The 15,634-nt window shown below is 68.7% G+C and carries 10 protein-coding genes; all 10 read right to left on the reverse strand.

From position 1 onward, the window contains the following. Positions 1 to 7 precede the first annotated feature (7 nt). Positions 8 to 511: a hypothetical protein gene (locus tag FJR00_RS09855; protein WP_075958577.1), complete on the reverse strand. Its 504-nt coding sequence runs from the start codon at positions 509 to 511 to the stop codon at positions 8 to 10. A 115-nt stretch (positions 512 to 626) separates the two neighbouring features. Next, a complete protein-coding gene (locus tag FJR00_RS09860) occupies positions 627 to 2,120 on the reverse strand; it encodes an MFS transporter (protein ID WP_141338571.1) in 1,494 nt (497 codons plus the stop codon). A 144-nt stretch (positions 2,121 to 2,264) separates the two neighbouring features. Beyond that, positions 2,265 to 2,666 (reverse strand): hypothetical protein, encoded by a 402-nt coding sequence (locus FJR00_RS09865; protein ID WP_141338572.1) that lies wholly within the window; start codon positions 2,664 to 2,666, stop codon positions 2,265 to 2,267. Positions 2,667 to 2,719: 53 nt separating this feature from the next. Next, positions 2,720 to 4,168, reverse strand: coding sequence for an amidase (locus FJR00_RS09870; protein WP_141338573.1), 1,449 nt, complete (start codon positions 4,166 to 4,168; stop codon positions 2,720 to 2,722). A 3-nt stretch (positions 4,169 to 4,171) separates the two neighbouring features. Next, a complete protein-coding gene (locus FJR00_RS09875; RefSeq protein ID WP_141338574.1) occupies positions 4,172 to 4,819 on the reverse strand; it encodes a hypothetical protein in 648 nt (215 codons plus the stop codon). A gap of 303 nt (positions 4,820 to 5,122) precedes the next feature. Next, positions 5,123 to 8,239, reverse strand: a complete 3,117-nt coding sequence (locus FJR00_RS09880; RefSeq protein WP_141338575.1) for a helicase-related protein — start codon at positions 8,237 to 8,239, stop codon at positions 5,123 to 5,125. Further along, positions 8,236 to 10,011, reverse strand: a complete 1,776-nt coding sequence (locus FJR00_RS09885) for a phospholipase D family protein (RefSeq protein WP_141338576.1) — start codon at positions 10,009 to 10,011, stop codon at positions 8,236 to 8,238. Before FJR00_RS09885 ends, FJR00_RS09880 begins: the two co-directional genes overlap by 4 nt. Before the next feature lie 61 nt (positions 10,012 to 10,072). Continuing rightward, positions 10,073 to 11,260 carry a DUF6361 family protein gene (locus FJR00_RS09890; RefSeq protein WP_141338577.1) on the reverse strand — a complete coding sequence of 396 codons (1,188 nt, stop codon included), beginning with the start codon at positions 11,258 to 11,260 and terminating at the stop codon, positions 10,073 to 10,075. A 35-nt stretch (positions 11,261 to 11,295) separates the two neighbouring features. Further along, on the reverse strand, positions 11,296 to 12,519 hold the full coding sequence (locus FJR00_RS09895; RefSeq protein WP_141338578.1) for a UvrD-helicase domain-containing protein: 1,224 nt from the start codon (positions 12,517 to 12,519) through the stop codon (positions 11,296 to 11,298). After that, positions 12,516 to 14,627 (reverse strand): Hsp70 family protein, encoded by a 2,112-nt coding sequence (locus tag FJR00_RS09900; RefSeq protein ID WP_181409577.1) that lies wholly within the window; start codon positions 14,625 to 14,627, stop codon positions 12,516 to 12,518. The genes FJR00_RS09895 and FJR00_RS09900 overlap by 4 nt, the downstream gene beginning before the upstream one ends. Positions 14,628 to 15,634: the final 1,007 nt, after the last annotated feature.

The following is a 15,634-nucleotide window of genomic DNA, read 5'->3' on the forward strand; positions in this document are numbered from 1 at the left end:
AACGCCCTCAGAACATGCAGGCCATCAACGGGCCGACCAGGTCGTTCATGCCCTCGTCCTCCTTGCCCTGGAACATCATGGAGAACAGCTCGGTCAGGGTCTCCTCGTCCATCACCTCGCCGATGCACTCCTGCTGCTCGGCGGTCAGCTCGTCGTCGGCCGCGATCTCCTCCGTGAACATCTCGGCCGCGTCGACGCAGCCGACGAAGACCTCGGCGGCGGCGTCGGCGTCCTCCTCCGACATGGTGACCTCGCCCACGGTGTCGTCGACCTCGAGGTCGTCGGTGAGCATGCCGTAGTCCTGCAGCTGGTCGACGCCGATCTCATCGACCATGCCCTCGCCCACGCAGTCGGCCTGATCCTGGTCGACGGCGAACTCGTCGTCGGTCTCCTCCACCATCGAGGCCGAGATCGCCTCGGCGGCCTGGGCCTCGTCGCCCCCGCCACCGCAGGCGGTGAGCGAGAGGGACAGGACAAGTCCCCCGACGACGAGAAGCGAGCGGTTCTTCATCAGATCCCCAATCCGGTGGGCGTGACACGCCGCGTGGTTTGACGGCCCCTGCGACCGGCGCGCCCGGAGCGGCACGCGACGACGACGCTAACAGCGGGCAGGCGGGCGGTCATCGTCACCCTCGGTCCGTTGCCGCCCCCGCGGCGGCCGCCCGACGGCGGCCGTCCCACACCGCCGCGGCCAGCGCCAGGAGCAGCAGCGCCAGCGCGGTGCCGATCGCGGCCCGCAGCCCCGCGCCGGGGTCGCCACCGTCCCCGGACCCGAGCTGGTAGGCGGTGATGAGGGTTGCGGCGCCGATCGCGGCCCCCACGCGCTGGCCGGTCTGCAGCGCGCCGCCGGCGGCCCCGCCCATGCGGGGCGGCACGTCGGCCAGGGTGAGGGTGAAGTTGGGGGAGACGACCGCGCCGCCGCCGAGGCCCGCCAGCAGCAGCGGCAGCACGAGGGCGAGCCACAACCAGGACCGGTCCTGGGCCCAGGCGGCGAGCACGGCCAGCAGCACGAGCCCGGTCATCATGACGCCGAGCGCCCGGACCACCAGCGACCGCCCCATCCGGGTCACCGCCCTCCCGGCCCACATCGAGGACACCGCCGAGCCGACGGCGAAGGGGGTGAGCAGCAGCCCGGTGGCCAGGGTGGAGTAGCCCAGCCCGTCCTGCAGGTAGACCGAGAGCACGAGGAACACACCGGTGAAGCCGGTGAAGTAGAGCGCGCCGACGACGATGCCGTTGCCGTAGCCGGGGGTCTGCCTCAGCAGCGCGATGTCGAGCAGGGGTGCGCCGCCGGTGCGGGTCAGCCGGCGCTCCCACGCCACGAAGGCCCAGCCGGCCACCGGCACCCCGACGAGCAGCCACAGGAGGCCGGTGGCACCGGACTCCAGCGCCACGACCGGCAGCAGCAGGCACAGCACGGCCAGCCCGAGCAGCACCGCACCGCCCGGGTCCAGCCGGGTGTCGGACTCCCCAACCTCGACCCGGGTGTCCGGCACCAGCCGGGCGATGGCCACGAGGAGCACCATCCCGATGGGCACGTTGACGAGGAAGATCCAGCGCCAGCCGCCCTCCTCGCCGGCGAGCGCGATGATCACGCCGCCCAGCACCGGCCCGATCGCCGAGGCCACCGACACCACGAGGCCGAAGAGCCCGAAGGCCCGGCCCCGTTCGGCCCCGCCGAACAGCTCCTGGATGAGCCCGGTGTTCTGGGGCGCGAGCAGCCCCGCGGAGAGGCCCTGGACCAGCCGGGCCGCGACCAGCACCTCGACCGAGGGCGCCAGCCCGCACGCGGCGCTCGCCAGCACGAAGCCGGTCAGCCCGACGAGCATGAGCCGACGCCGGCCCCAGGCGTCCCCGAGCCGGCCCCCGGTGACGAGCACGAGGCCGAAGCTGAGGGCATACCCCGACACGACCCACTGGATCGTCGCGGCCGAGGTGTCCAGGCCCAAGCGCATCGACGGGATCGCGACGTTGACGATCGTCACGTCCAGGAGCGACATGAAGCCGACGGCCAGGGTGACGGCCAGGACCCGCCAGCGCGCCGGGTCGGGCTCGGCCCCGGTGGCGTCGCCGCTCCGCCGTTCCGGCGTCACGTCGTCGCCCCTGGTCACCCGGCCCATGCTAGGACCCGGGGCGGCGCCGCAGTCCGCGGTCGCTGGCCTGGTGCGACTATCGGTGGTCGAGCCGCCCGAGGCGCTGGACATCCACCACCAGGTCCCCGGTGCGACCGGACCACCGGTGGGCCGATGCCCTTGGGGCGGCCGCTACAGGGCGAGGACGAAGGCGATCGGGCTGATGCCGAGCAGCAGCAACAGCGTGCTGCCGGCGAGGACCACGGCGGTGACGGCGGCGAGGACCCCAACGGCGATGGGGTGCCAGCGCCGGGCTCGCGTCCTCCTGGCGAGCCACACCAGGGCGAGCGCGACGGCGACGTTGGTCGTCACCGCGACCAGGAGGGCACGGACGTAGTCGTCGAGGTGGGGCGCCACGACCATCTCCCGCGGCCGGAGGACCTCTAAGGCGGCGTACGCCATACCGTGAGTCACCAGCAGCGCCCAGGCGAGCAGCCCGAGACCTGCCGTCGTGAGCAGGAGGAGGGCGAGGGTCCACCACACCGAGGCGAGTGTCGGGCGCGCCTCGACCGAGACGGACGCCGTCCTACCCATGTGCTGGAGCGTAGGGCGCTGCCGACCGGCGTGCTGGAAGGGTCACCGAGGGATCAGTGCGGCTCCGGGGCGAGCTCTGCGTACCCTGCCGACCACGGCCTGAGCTGCTCGACGAGGGCGCCCACGGCGAAGACGCGGCCGTCGTCGTAGGGGTGCCCGACGATCTGCACCCCGGTCGGCACGCCGGTGCTCGCCCTGCCGCTCGGCACGGCCAGGACGGGGCAGCGGTTGGCGATGTTGAACGGCAGCGTCAGGTGCGACTCCCAGTAGTGCTCGAGCCGCCGCTCACCCACGACGATGCCGTCGGTGTAGCTGCCGTCGGCCTCGAGGGCCGGGATCGCGTTGGTCGGGCAGAGCAGGACGTCGAAGGGCGCCATCGCCGCGGCGAGCTCGCCCTGCACCTGCGCCTGGGCGGTGAGCCCGTCGAGGAAGGTATGCCGTTCGGCCGCCGCGCGGGCGTCGGCGATGAACCGTCGGGTGTAGCCGGCGAGGTGCTCGTGGCCCTGCGTCGCGGCGGCTATCGCCGGGCCGAGGATGTGGCCGAAGTGGGTGAAGCCGATCTCGGTGATGCGGCGACTGGTCCACGGCAGCTCGACCTCCTCGACCAGGGCGCCGGCCGACGCCAGGACGTCGGCCACCGCCCGCGTGGCGGCCTCGACCTCGGTGTCGACCGGGTAGTCGCCCAGACGGACGCACAGCGCGACCCTCAGGCCCGCCGGGTCGGCGGGCTCGGCCCCCACGGTGGCCGTCGGCCACAGCGAGGTGTGGTCCGCCGGGTGCCGCCCGGCGAGCGCGTTGGTCAGCAGCGCGACGTCGGCGACGCTGCGACCCATCGGCCCGTCCCCGCGGTAGTGGTCGGCCGACAGCGGCGGCTGTCCCGGGATGCGGCCGTACGGCGCCTTGAAGCCGACGGTGCCTGTGGACGCGGCAGGGACCCGCGTCGACCCGGCGATGTCCGAGGCGGTGGCGAGCGTCGTCATACCTGCCGCCAGGGCCGCCCCGGCACCCCCGGAGGATCCGCCGGGTGAGTAGCGCGTGTTCCACGGGTTGCGGGTGACGCCCCAGAGCCGGGTGTGGGTCACGGTCGCGCAGCTGAACTCGGGGGACGTGGTGCGTGCGTGGATCACGGCACCGGAGCGCCGCAGCGCCGAGACGACCGGGTGGTCCTGGGTCGCGACGTCGTCCCGGCAGGCCACCAGCCCCTGGGACAGCGTCCGTCCGGCGAGGGCGTGCTTCTCCTTGGTGGCGACGGTCAGCCCGAGCAGGGGAGGTATGTCGTCGCCCGCGCGGTAGCGCGCCTCCGCCTCGCGCGCCCCGGCGAGGGCCTCCTCGAACAGCGTCTCGGTGAAGGCGTTGACGACACCGTCGACCTGCTCGGTGCGCTCGACCTGCGCGGCGCCGAGCTCGGTCCAGACGGCCCGTTCGAGGGAGGCACCCCGCCCACGTAGCCGGACCTCAGCGGGAGAGATCCCGCCGCCGTGGAGACGTACTCGTCCTCGCATGAGTCACTTACCCGAACGTGCTGTGCGCCAGATCTGGTGGTCGAGTCGCGTGAGCAGGGCATGGGGGGAGTTGGAATCGCCATCCGACAACTGGGCCGCTACGGCTCCGAGGAGGCTTCGAACCTCCTTTGAGGAGACGTCCCGGCTCAGTTGCTGAGAGACCCACCTGACCACCCATGTGTCTGCCTTCGCCCCCGGTCGACCGAGCAGCATCGTGAAGTACTCCCAGGTGACCCACCCAAGTCCGTGTACACGCGTGTAGGCAGGCTTGTGCTTCTCGGGCTCCAATTCGCTCGCCGATCGTAAGCCAGTGTGCACGAGGTTCTTTGCCGCCTCGACGATCGCCTCTGCCTTGGGTCGACCGCTGGTGCGCTGGTCGTTTCTGAGGGCCTCTGCGAGCCGATTCGCGTCGAAGCTCGCGAGGCGGGGGAGATCATCGAGGGGCCCGCCACCGACCCCTTGCCGATATCTCTTGATGGCACGGCGCACACCCGTGTCCTCGCTGCCGTAACGCGCACGGATCGAAAGGACGGCGTCGAGAAGTGCCGCCTCAACCTCGTCCGGCCAGCCGCCCGGCCACTCAGTCCACGGCTGCGGCAACTTCGTTTCGATCGCGCGCTGCAGCGTCGCAACATCCCTCGTGGGTGTCATGGTGTTCCCCTTCCCGGGCTGGGGTTGCGACCGCCTCCCCATCTCACCCAGGGCCTCATGCGTCGGTCGCTTCGTTGCAGGCCGTAAACGACGCTGCCCCGGACGCCGGGACGTTAGCAGAGCCCTCGAGTTTTGTCGCCAAGAGGCTGGTGAGTCGCGTCTCGTGCCCGGGCCCGCTGCCCGTCTTCACGTCTGAGAGCGTCCGCGTGGCCCTGCCGCCGCGTGCGATCGCGAAAGCCGTGTGCGGCGCGCTCGGAATGGTGCAAGGGCCCGACTCACCCAGGTGTCGCCGCCGCATCACCCTCATGGTGCGAGGTTTAGGGCGAGGTCAGAATGCTGGCCGACATACGCGAGCAGCTCCTCCTGCCGTGGCTGCCCGAGGGCCAACCGATACGCGCCCAGGGTCTTCATGAGGCGGCGGTAGTGCTGAGTTCCACGGCTCATCGGCAACAGCGGCACGAGCCGCTGGATGGAAGAGTTCCCGGGGTAGACCCAGTCCGGGAAGATCTCGGAGCGGTCACCGCGCTCCGCCGCGGCCAGCTCGAATAGGGTGGGCCACGGGTTCGCGCCGCCGACCAGGTGCGGGCTGCTTGCATGCGCTTCCGCGACGTTCTTGCGGACTGCGTGGCCACGGTAGCGGTGGACCCGCCCCTCCCGCTGCTCGAGATCGACAGGGTTCGAGGGCAGGTTCCAGTGCACGACCGCATGCGAGTAGTGGTGGAAGTCCAGCCCCTCCTGCCCCACGGACGTCGAAGCGAGGACGAACGGCCAGAATGGGGAGTTGAAGGCCTCCCGGACCTGAGTCTCGCGCTGCACGGTCTGCTGGTCGATGGCAGCGGCTCGCCCGTAGCGCACGGCGAAATGGGTACGGATCCTTCGCCGGTCAGCAACGTCGACCCCGTTGGTGAAGAAGTCCATCGCCTGGGGCGATGCGAGGAGCCCGCTGCCCTCCTTGAAGGCGCTGGCCAGCCGCACCAGCTGCTCGCCTCGGCCCTCACCGTCAAGGGAGTGGGCCGCGGTCAGCACCTGGGCGTACTCGTCGAGAACTGCCTGCAGGTTTCCCTCGAGCGCGTGGTGCAGCACCTGTCGCCAGTAGGTGTCGTCACCGGCGCCTTCGAGGACCGCCATGAGCTCGGCTCCGTTGAAGAGCGCGCGCAAGGACCAGGCCCAGTCCGATGCGGTCGAGCGCACGTCGTGGAACTCGAGCGCTTCAGGTGAGCCGGTGACCCGAGCGAGGGTGCGCAGGGATGAGACCCCCAAGCCGCTGATGGCGAGCTCAGCCAGAAGGTCGGGGAGGTCCTCCGGTCGCGGTCCGAGCTCTGCGGCCTCGATGCGCAACGCCTGGTCGAGGTGCTGCCGGAAGCCGTCGACCCCCGTGTCGGCGGCCCTGTCGCTCCCGAACGCGAGCCCCTCGACGGTGGTGACACCGAGCTGTCGGTCGAGCAGGAAGGGTGCCGCCCAGTACCACCTCTGGTCGACCGGCCCCTCCGGCCTGCCTGCAGGTATGCGGTGCAGCAGCCGCTCCACCCGAGATCGCACCTCGTTGAACAGGACGTCCCTGTCGAGAGGCAGCGTCAGGCCCAGGTCGGCGGCGACACGCAGCGGGTCACCGATCCTCGCCAGCTCGACGGACGGGTAGAGCAGGGCCAGGACCGGCATCCCACTGAGCCGTTCGTCGCTGACAGTGAAGGTCAGCAGGCCGCGGCGCCGCGTCGCGAAGTAGCCGCGGTTGCGCATGGTGGCCGACCGCTCGGCCAGCCGGCGCTCCACCTCATAGCTGAGGCTCGTCGCGATGCCCTTCGGTGCGACGGACCAGGCAGAGAAGACGAGCCGCTTGGTGAACGCTTGGAAGGGTGCCTCGGCATAGACACCCCCCGGGGTGTAGTAGGGCAGCGAAGGTGGAAGCCATGCGGCACGCCAAGCCCCCGTGGTGAGGACGTCGTCGGTGAGCCAGCGCACGCGCGGGTTTCCCGGCTCGATCTGTCGGTACGTGTCGATCTCCTGGGGCGAGAACCGCGTACGGAGGAGCCCTTGCAGCAGCCCGCTCCCGGCACGAAGCTCGTCCTCGATCCGGCGCTTGACGTGATAGCGCTCCATCAGCTCGAAGATGTGTGGCGCACTGCGCCAGTACTCCAGGACCTCCTGGGAGCCGAGTGCCTTGGCGACGGCTGCCTGTGCCAGGTAGTCCTGCACGTCCGTCGTGGTGACTCCCACGGTGTACCGCTGCGAGGTGAGCATGCCGTCACGGTCGGCGCTGGCAGCCAGTCGCTCCGTCCGAGCCATCACTCGCCGCAGCTCCGCCTCAGCCGTGTCCTTCGCCGTCGTCGCGTCGACGAGGTCACCACGGAGGAGGGCAGCTCGCATCTCGCTCATCGCGTTCTGCACGGTGCGCGCCCGGCGCTTTCCGGCCAGCACCTCGACAGTGTGCAGGAAGTCGGTGTAGTGCTCGTCGCCCTCCGGCTCGTCGGGCAGGGTGTACATCTTGAACGGCGTTGCCGACAGCAGCAGCGCACGGGCCGTGCGCTGCTGGCCCGAACGCTCGACCTCGACAGGCCCCAGCAACGACTGGACGAGCACCGACGCATCGTCGTCCCCGGTAAGGAGCTGGCTGAAGCGCTGGAACTCGTCGAGGATCACCAGATCCGGTCGCAGATGCCGGACCGAGACGGTGGCCAAGGCCTGTCGAAGGCGGCCGATCAGGCGGTAGCGCTCGGCAGAGACCGCGTAGTCAACCCTTGAGTCTTCCCGCAGCCAGCGGAATCGGTCGACGCAGTCCCGGAGTTCTTCCTCCAGTGTCTGTCCGCCTGCGGAACGCAGATCCAATGCCTCGCTGAACGCCTCGGCTAGTGGCTGAGAGATCGTCCCCCTCCGCGCCCAGCGGATCTCGTCCCGCATGCGCGGCTCACCGGCACCGCCCTGGAAGAACTTCAGCCACTTTCGCCCGTTGAGCGTCGTGCCCCAGGCACGCTCGAGCAGCACGTAGAGCAGGGCCCGTTCCGGCGCCGTTCCGCCGCTGCTGCCGAGATGGAATGACGTGCCTGGCGTGAAGGAGATGATGTTGACCTTCTCCCGGTCCATCTCGTGCAGGACGGTCGGCAGCATCGTCAGCCGGTCCGCGTGCGGGATCTCGGTATACAGGCCGGCGTGCAGCCTGCGCAGGTTCTGCCGGGCGATCTGGCTGTTGGAGCAGATGTAGACGATGTCGATCCGGTCGTCCTCGTCCCACAGGTGGTCGACCGTGCGGGCCAGGACCCCCTTGGCCACGAGCGTCTTGCCGAGCCCGACCTCGTCGGCCACGAGGAACCGCGCCGACGCGTCACCGTCGCCCCACAACCGTTGGAATGCGACGTCGACCGTACGCCGCTGGAAGTCCTTGAGACCGGCCAACGCGGACGTCAGGTCCGGCTTGCCGTCGTTCACCGTCGCCTCTCCTGTGAGGCCCGCCAGACCGCTTGCCACAGGTCGAGAAACTCCTCCGGAACCACGTTGGGTCTCTCCGGTCCGGCTCCCAGGTCTCGCAGCAGGGCCTCCACGCGGTCCAGCGTCTCGCTTCCGTCGGCGGCCGCGCGCAGGAGGGGCTCGAGGATCGCGAGGTCCTCGAATGTCCCGGACGGACCTCGCCGCCCCTCTCCGGCTGGATCCTCCAGCTCCAGGTCGTCCCAGACTGAGCCGATCTCGGCCTCGTCGAGGAGGAAGCGCAGGTAGCGCACGATGCTCTCCTCCGACCCGAGGTAGCTGCGCAGCACCTGCGCGGCCCGATCCTCCGGTGCGTCGACCAGCTCGGCCTTGAGCACGCTCGCCACCTCCAGGTCGTCCTGCCCCGGGACCGGGACGTGGGTGACAATCTCGAGGTATGGCGTGAGCTGCATCAGCTGCACACCCTCCCACCGTGCCCGGTCCGGCGGGGCAGCGTCGGTGCGAGGCCGGCTGACGAGCCGGACGCGGGTCGGCCCCGGACCGGCCGGGAAGGGGCGGGTGAACCGGAGGGACACTGCATACCGACCTTCGTCCTCCTGCTCACAGAGGAGACGTGGACCGGCCTGGAGCAGCGCCTCGTGGTGCAGCTCCGCTTCCCGCTCCGCCTCGAGCGCCAGATCTTCGCCGGGGTCGGGGTCGGTGATCTCATGGTCCTGCAGGACGTGGGCGAAGGTGATTCGGTCGCGGGATGCCTCGCCGTCGGGGAGGAGCGCCTCGACGCCACAGGTCCGGCGTGGACCCCTGAGCAGCACGCCGAACTCGACGTTGCCGTTGAATGCCGCATGGGTGGCGTTGGCCGAACCGGTGAAGACATGGCCAGTGTGCCCCTCGTCCCAGACGAGGACCTTGGCATGCAAACCGGTGCGGACCTCGCTCGGCCTCACGCGCTCGGAGCCGAGGTCTCCGTCGATCTCACCCTCCGCATGAGGGCTGAGCACCTTCACGCTGGTGTGCTGCACAGCTCGCGCGCCTACGAGGGCGTAGGTCTCCTCGCGCGACACCAGAACAGGCGTCGTGCGCGCCGCGATCCGCGCTGATGTGGGGACGTCGAGGAAGGGTGAGATGACGACGGCACGGTCGGCTCGTGCGGGCATCGGCCAAGTTGGGGGAGCGGGGCGCAGGCCGAGCGGGCGCAGTTCTCCGCTCGTGAACGGTTTGGGTAGCTGGAACCAGACGTCGCTCAACGACGAGGCGAGGTCATGTGCCTGCTCAGGGCGGTTCTCGGCGATAGGCCCTGCAGCCATGCCAGGTAGGGCGCGCACGAAGTCCGCCGCAGGAGCGCCGGGGATCCCCGTGCCGCGCTCGCCCTCGTCGAGAACCAGCAACGTGTCCCACGAGGAGTCGTCGGTGAGGTTGCGGCTGCAGACGACCAGACGGTGAACGAGCTCGGCGTCGCGGCGGAACCTGAGCGCCCATACCTTCGGGTGGAAGATGTGGCCTGGTGTGGGCGTGAAGACCTGCACCACGCAGTCCTCAGCGAAGGTGAGCAGGCGCGGGTAGGTGCCGGGAGAGCCGATACCTGAGGCGTGGCAGTAGACGGTCGTCCGGTCGGCGTAGCGGCGGACCGACTCCAGCAGCGCGAGGGTGTCCACCTGGGCGTGGTCGGCCTCATCGGTCCCGTCCAGAAGCTCCACCTCGCGGTCGTGCGCGGCCATCGCCAGGGGTGGGAGAAAGAGCATGCGCAGGTTCAGGGTGTAGGTCGTGCCGACCGCCACGTCGACGTGGTGACCTGCCGGTGGGCGGAAGGCGTCGACGAAGAGCGCACGCGTGGTGGGTTCAAGCACCGGTGCGCTCCAGCCCCTCACGGACGTCGCGGAGGAGTTGTCTAGCTTGGGGCCAGCGGTAGGTCATCAGGCCCATGCCGCTCCCGCCCTCCCACGCCTCGAGCGCGTCTGCGTTGACGAAGCGCGAACGGCGACCCTTGAGCTGGAGCTCGCGGTCTCGGATCAGCCGCTCGACCTCTGGGCTGGCGACCAGTTTGCCGCCCTCCCGGACGAGTTCGACCCACGCGTCGACGTAGTTCCGCGTAGCCGCTCGAAATCGCCAGCGTGCCTGGGCCAGGCACCTCCAGAAGTCGTCACGCTCCCAGGTCGTCAGGGCCTGTTGGGTCTCCGCGTCATCCACCCAAGCCTGGAGGCGCTCGGTGTAGTCGTGGACGCCGTCCGCCCAGTTCTTCTCCCTCGCGAGCAGCAGGTTGTAGAGAATTGGCGCGCCTTCGTGCAGCACGCTGAAGCGGCGCGCGTGGGAGAGCACACGAGCGGGGCCCGACGGAAGCCCGGCGACGAGTTCGGGGTCCCACGGCAGGTCGGGGTAGAGGCCGTGGCTGTGCTGGACGAGCCAGCCGAGGAAACGGTCGCTGGAGGAGTCGAGGATTCGGTCCCGCAGGAACTCTGCCTCGTCGCGGGTGAGGGCGAAGTTGGCGGTCGTGAGCCAGTCGTCCGGGGGAGCGGGGAGCTGGCGGAAGCACGGGTCGACGTGCCGTAGCTGCGCGATGTCGTCCTCGTCGGCGGAGGACACCGGCCGCTGAACAGCGTGGCGATGGTGTTGTTCGATGGTGTGACCACAGCGCTTGATCCCGTATGCGCTCAGGGCGCCCCAGTACACGACGCTCGGCATGCGCCCGAGGTTCGCCCTCGCGTCCCGGCCGATGACACCACCATTGATGTCCCCGTCCCGCAATGCCTCGATCAGCCGGACCTCGAGCTGCCGCATCTCCCGCAGCGCTCGGTCGACGGGCCATCTGCGCTCGGTGACGGTCGTCACCACCCAGGGCACGAAAAGCAGGTAACGAGCCCGGGTGTGCAGGGTGGACGTCCCCGGGAAGAGCACCTCGCTGAAGGTCTGCCGGATCGTGCCGATACCGAGTTCGTCGACCGTGCCCTTGTCGCGGAAGGCGTCGAGCAGGCGGTCCATCTCCCCACGGTGTGCTGAGGAGTAGTCCACCCAGGCGAGCAGCGATGCCATGTCGAGAGTCTGCCTGAGCCGGGCGGCACGCCGGACTACAGGTAGTCCTCTAGGAAGTCTGCCTCCTTCACCAGGGGAGCGGCAACGCGCCTCATAGAGGTTGCGCCTACTGGGTCAGGCGGGGCCAGGTGTGCCGTGCTGACCGACTCGAGGGTGCTCCACTCCTTGACCTCCAGACCCGCGACGGTGCTGAGGAAGAGGTATGAAGTGGCGCGGGTGAGAGCCACAAACAGCAGCGACTCGCGTGAACCCAGGCGGGCCACGCTTGAGTAGTTCGCCTCGTACAGGCGGGGCAAGAACACCGAGTCGAAGGAGAGTCCCTTGGCGCTGTGATAGGTGAGTACCTTGACAGCCCCGCTCGTCAGGTCCAGCGAGCTCTGGTCTTCGACGAAGAACTCGTTACGCAGGGCCTTTGCGAGTCCGAAGGCCCAGCGGCGCTCGGGGAGCAGCACGGCGCAGGTCTGATGTGCGTCAAGACGGGCACGGAGGGCCGCCTTGAGATGTTCCTCCTCCTCTTCCCGGGACTGAGCCACCACGCGGAGGGACGTGATCTCGGCGCCTCGTCTGGCGACGCCTGCCGGCAGTGCTGCACGATCTTCCGGGTCCACTGCCAGCGAAGACGCGATCTTGATGACGTTCTCTGAGCACCGGAAGGTCGAGAGCAGAGTCGTCGTCTCATAGCGCAAGCCCAGTGCGCCAAGCAGATCGCTCGTGGATCCACCACGCTCATACAGGCGCTGTCGTCCGTCCAGCACGACCGTCACGTGGCGACCGAGAAGCGCAAGGGTCGAGATGTCGGTAGCGCTGAGGTCCTGTGCCTCGTCTACCAGGACTGCGTCCCAAGGGGGTTCGAAGTCGAACAGTCCGCTCGAGGCTTCGTGGCTCACGAGGGAGTGGACCTCGTCGCGCAGTCTCTCGTACCGGTCGCGTCCAGCCGGCTTGTCACGGCGTTGACGTGCCCGGCCGGTGATCCGACGGTGCTGCCGCCTGACAAGGTCATCGAAACTGATCACCATTGAACGCGGTAGTCCGAACTCGTGGAGGCCCGCCGCGATGTAGTCCTCTAGCGCGTTGGTGTACGTGACGATCAGTACGCGCTCGGGTGCAGTGCCCCTCTCGATGAGTTGCAGCGCTCGGTGGAGGAGCACGAGCGTCTTACCCGAACCGGGCGCTCCGATGGCCGCGACATGGCGCGTGGTCGGGAGTCTGGCGAACTGCTGCTGCTCCGTCGTGAGGTCTTCGAACGGTACCGGTCTCATGCCACGTCAACTGCGTCGGGCAGGACGCCGCCCTCATGGTGGCCGTCACCAGCATCGGACCTTCGTGCTTCAGCCAATAAGTGCAGCACGTCCCGGTCTCCGCGTTGCTTGGCGACGTACTCCATCCACGAGCGCTCGAATGCGTTCATCGCGAGCGGGTGGCCGAACTCGTTGGTTGCCTTCTCCCAGGCATCTGCTGCCTCAGCGCGCCGCCCCATGGCCTTGAGCACCTTGCCCTGCAAAGCCAAGTTCGGGCCATCAGCGTCGTGGAGCACGCACTGATTGATTTCATGCAGAGCCGCATCCTGGTCGCCTCGTTCATGCAAGCGGTAGGCGAGGCTGAACCGTAGACCCTCCGCGCCCTTCTCCACCCCGGAGCGCAGAACTGACAAGGCTTCGTCCCGGGCTCCTCGCGACCACAGTGCCATAGCCAACGAGTGAGTCGCCCGTGCCTCGAGGACGGTCGAAGAAGCGTGCCGGAGTGCATAACGGCTCGACTCAACGGCCTTCCCATAGTGACCGATCTTGCGGTACAGGCTCATCAGTACCAGCCGGATTTCGTACTTGCGCTGCGCGGTGGTGTCGTTCTGCTGGTACTCGGCCTCAAGCTGGAGGATCTCTGCGCGGTCGTTACCCGGGTTGTCAACGAAGGTCCACGGTCTCTCCAGACGAATCGTGTGACTTCCCCCGTCCGCAAACTTCCTCTCGAGGTGCACGGTCTGGTTGGCGTCGACCCATGCGGCCAGGGTCATTGTGTCGCCGTCTTCCACACCTGGCGGCAGCGGGATGGTTTCGCTCCAGATCGTGACGCCTGCCCGTGCGAACTCCAGGCGCAGGCCGCGCTGATTGCTGCCTTCCCCTATGCGCAGCACCGTCTTGGCGCCCATCGGGTGGGCGGGCCACGGCACGTCGACCCCGCCGGGAACCACCTCTTGCGCACCTCCGGCAACGTTGACGACGAGTGGCTCATCCGTGCGGGCGCGCACCAAGGGTCCCTCGGGGTCGAGGGCCAGGGAGAAGGCCTGGAGGGCAGCACCGAGACTGATCTCTGCCTGAAGGTCGACCGTGCCCGCAGAAGCCACGAACTCTGGTTCGACTCCGAAGGCGTCCTGTAACGAGTCCAGGACGGGCACCAGCTGAGAGCTTCCTCCAGCCACCAACAATCGTTCCCCATCGTCGAACTCCCAGCCGCGCCGCTCCAGCACCTCCCGCAGAGGTGCATGGATCGATGTCGACTCGTAGTACTCCCCTTGAGCGGGGCGGATGCTCTCAGGGTCAACGAACGGGGTCAAGAGATTCTCGAACTGGCCGGCCGTGAGTTCCACCGACGCCCCGGGCAGCCGGAGCGTCTGACCCCCGAGGGTGAACTCGAGATCGCGAGATGCTCTGGCCTTGACGTCTTGGTATGGGCGCCCGATCCGACGACGCGCCACAATGGCGTCGTTGATCTTGATCTTGAGCTCTTCTGCGGTGGGCTGGAGTGCTGGGATGATCACGGCGGCGAGGTCGACGTAGGACCACTCCGCAGCCACCTTGCCGTTGGCGGCGGCGAGGATCGGGAGCAGATGCTCCACGACGATCGCTCGATCTATGTCGTCGCCACCGAGGCGGCAGTACCGTGACGTGCCGGCGAGATTCACCGCGAGTCTGTCTCCGGACTGACCCGCGGAGAGGAGCGCGACGTCGCATGTTCCTCCGCCGAAGTCTACGACCACGCACCGTTCTTCGGACTGCAGCGAGGGGCTGAGAGCGATGTGGGCAAGGTAGGCAGCGACTGGCTCATCGAAGAGCTGACTGGGTGCGATGTCCAGGCCGGCATCCAGTGCGGCTCGGATGGTGTCGTCTCGTTGGTCGAGCTGGAACGAGGCGGGCACGGTCACGACCACCTGGTCGATCTTCGACGCCGGGAACTCGTCTGCTATCCCGTCGAGGAGGAACCGAAGGATGTGCTCGGCCACGTCCTTCGGAGTCTGCAGGCCTGGCGGAGCCTTGGGGTAGGTCTTCTTTGTGCCAATGTCGTTCTTCGTCGAGGTGAAGACATTGACGCCCTCACGGATCGGAGCCGATCCCTGGCGCACGAAGTCGCGAGCTTCCTCGCCGGCGAGCACCTGTCCATCGTCGCGTACGGCCACCACAGATGGGACCAGGGGTGATCGCTTCCAACCGGCGCTGGTGCGCTGGCGAAGCGCCACGAGGTCCAGCACAGGGTTGTCATGGGGCTGGCCACTCCATGCGATCCGAGTGACCGTCGAGTAAGTAGTCCCTAGATCGATGCCGACCGCTGTGACGGGCTCACGTCGCTGCCGCAACGGCCCGCCAAGGAGTCTTTGCCAATCCACCATTGATTGCCCCGATCGTGCGAATCCCAGTGCTGCCGTCCGTGCAGCACTCGGAAGGTAGCAGCGCCCGCCGACAACGCGGGAAACGCCCTGCTGGATTCGCCGAGACCAGCTGGTCCACCGCACAGAGGTACCAAGAGCGGAACCGCTGGCCGCGTCGCCTGCGAGAGGCCCCGCGCCTCGCTGGGGCCTTCCTCCGCGGGCGTACCCGCAAGTGCATATGGACCCCGCTCGTGCGCCGGCTGGTGGCGTCAGCCTCCGTAGCGGTAGCCGGTCGGCATACCCGCCGAGCACCCCGGTCGCAAGGTCAAGTCTCACCCCGGTCCTACCCGCTGCACATTCGCGCCGGCCGGCGGGGTCCGGGATCGCCATGCCGCGCAGGTCCGCGATGCCCAGTTGGTTGCGTTGCGCAGGGATGCCGTGCTGGCGAGCTCGTGCTCGTCCTCGGCCAGCGTGACGACGACATCGGTGAGGTAGTGGCACTAGCCCGCACCTGCTCCAGCGGGTGCAGCACGGGGTGGTTGCCGTAACCGTCCATCCGCACGAGGAGGTCGCTGTCCTCGAACCGCTTCGCCTCGCTTCACTGCTTGAGCCCGACCACGAGGTGTGACGAACGTGGGAAGGCTCCTCCGCTCGGTGCAGTTGGTGGTGAACCGGATCTAGAACTCGGAAGATATCGATGTCGCCGTTGCCGTAGGCGATGACGCCTACGCGGGTATCTCTCGATACTGTCTTATAGTGACCATGACCAGTCCAGGGGGCCGTCAAGGCACCGA

It is taken from the genome of Ornithinimicrobium kibberense, assembly GCF_006519705.1.
GTDB lineage: Bacteria > Actinomycetota > Actinomycetes > Actinomycetales > Dermatophilaceae > Ornithinicoccus > Ornithinicoccus kibberensis.

Coding starts and splice junctions, on each gene's coding strand:
- FJR00_RS09855 (WP_075958577.1), bottom strand. CDS start 511: ATGAAGAACCGCTCGCTTCTCGTCGTCGGGGGACTTGTCCTGTCCCTC.
- FJR00_RS09860 (WP_141338571.1), bottom strand. CDS start 2,120: ATGGGCCGGGTGACCAGGGGCGACGACGTGACGCCGGAACGGCGGAGC.
- FJR00_RS09865 (WP_141338572.1), bottom strand. CDS start 2,666: ATGGGTAGGACGGCGTCCGTCTCGGTCGAGGCGCGCCCGACACTCGCC.
- FJR00_RS09870 (WP_141338573.1), bottom strand. CDS start 4,168: ATGCGAGGACGAGTACGTCTCCACGGCGGCGGGATCTCTCCCGCTGAG.
- FJR00_RS09875 (WP_141338574.1), bottom strand. CDS start 4,819: ATGACACCCACGAGGGATGTTGCGACGCTGCAGCGCGCGATCGAAACG.
- FJR00_RS09890 (WP_141338577.1), bottom strand. CDS start 11,260: ATGGCATCGCTGCTCGCCTGGGTGGACTACTCCTCAGCACACCGTGGG.
- FJR00_RS09895 (WP_141338578.1), bottom strand. CDS start 12,519: ATGAGACCGGTACCGTTCGAAGACCTCACGACGGAGCAGCAGCAGTTC.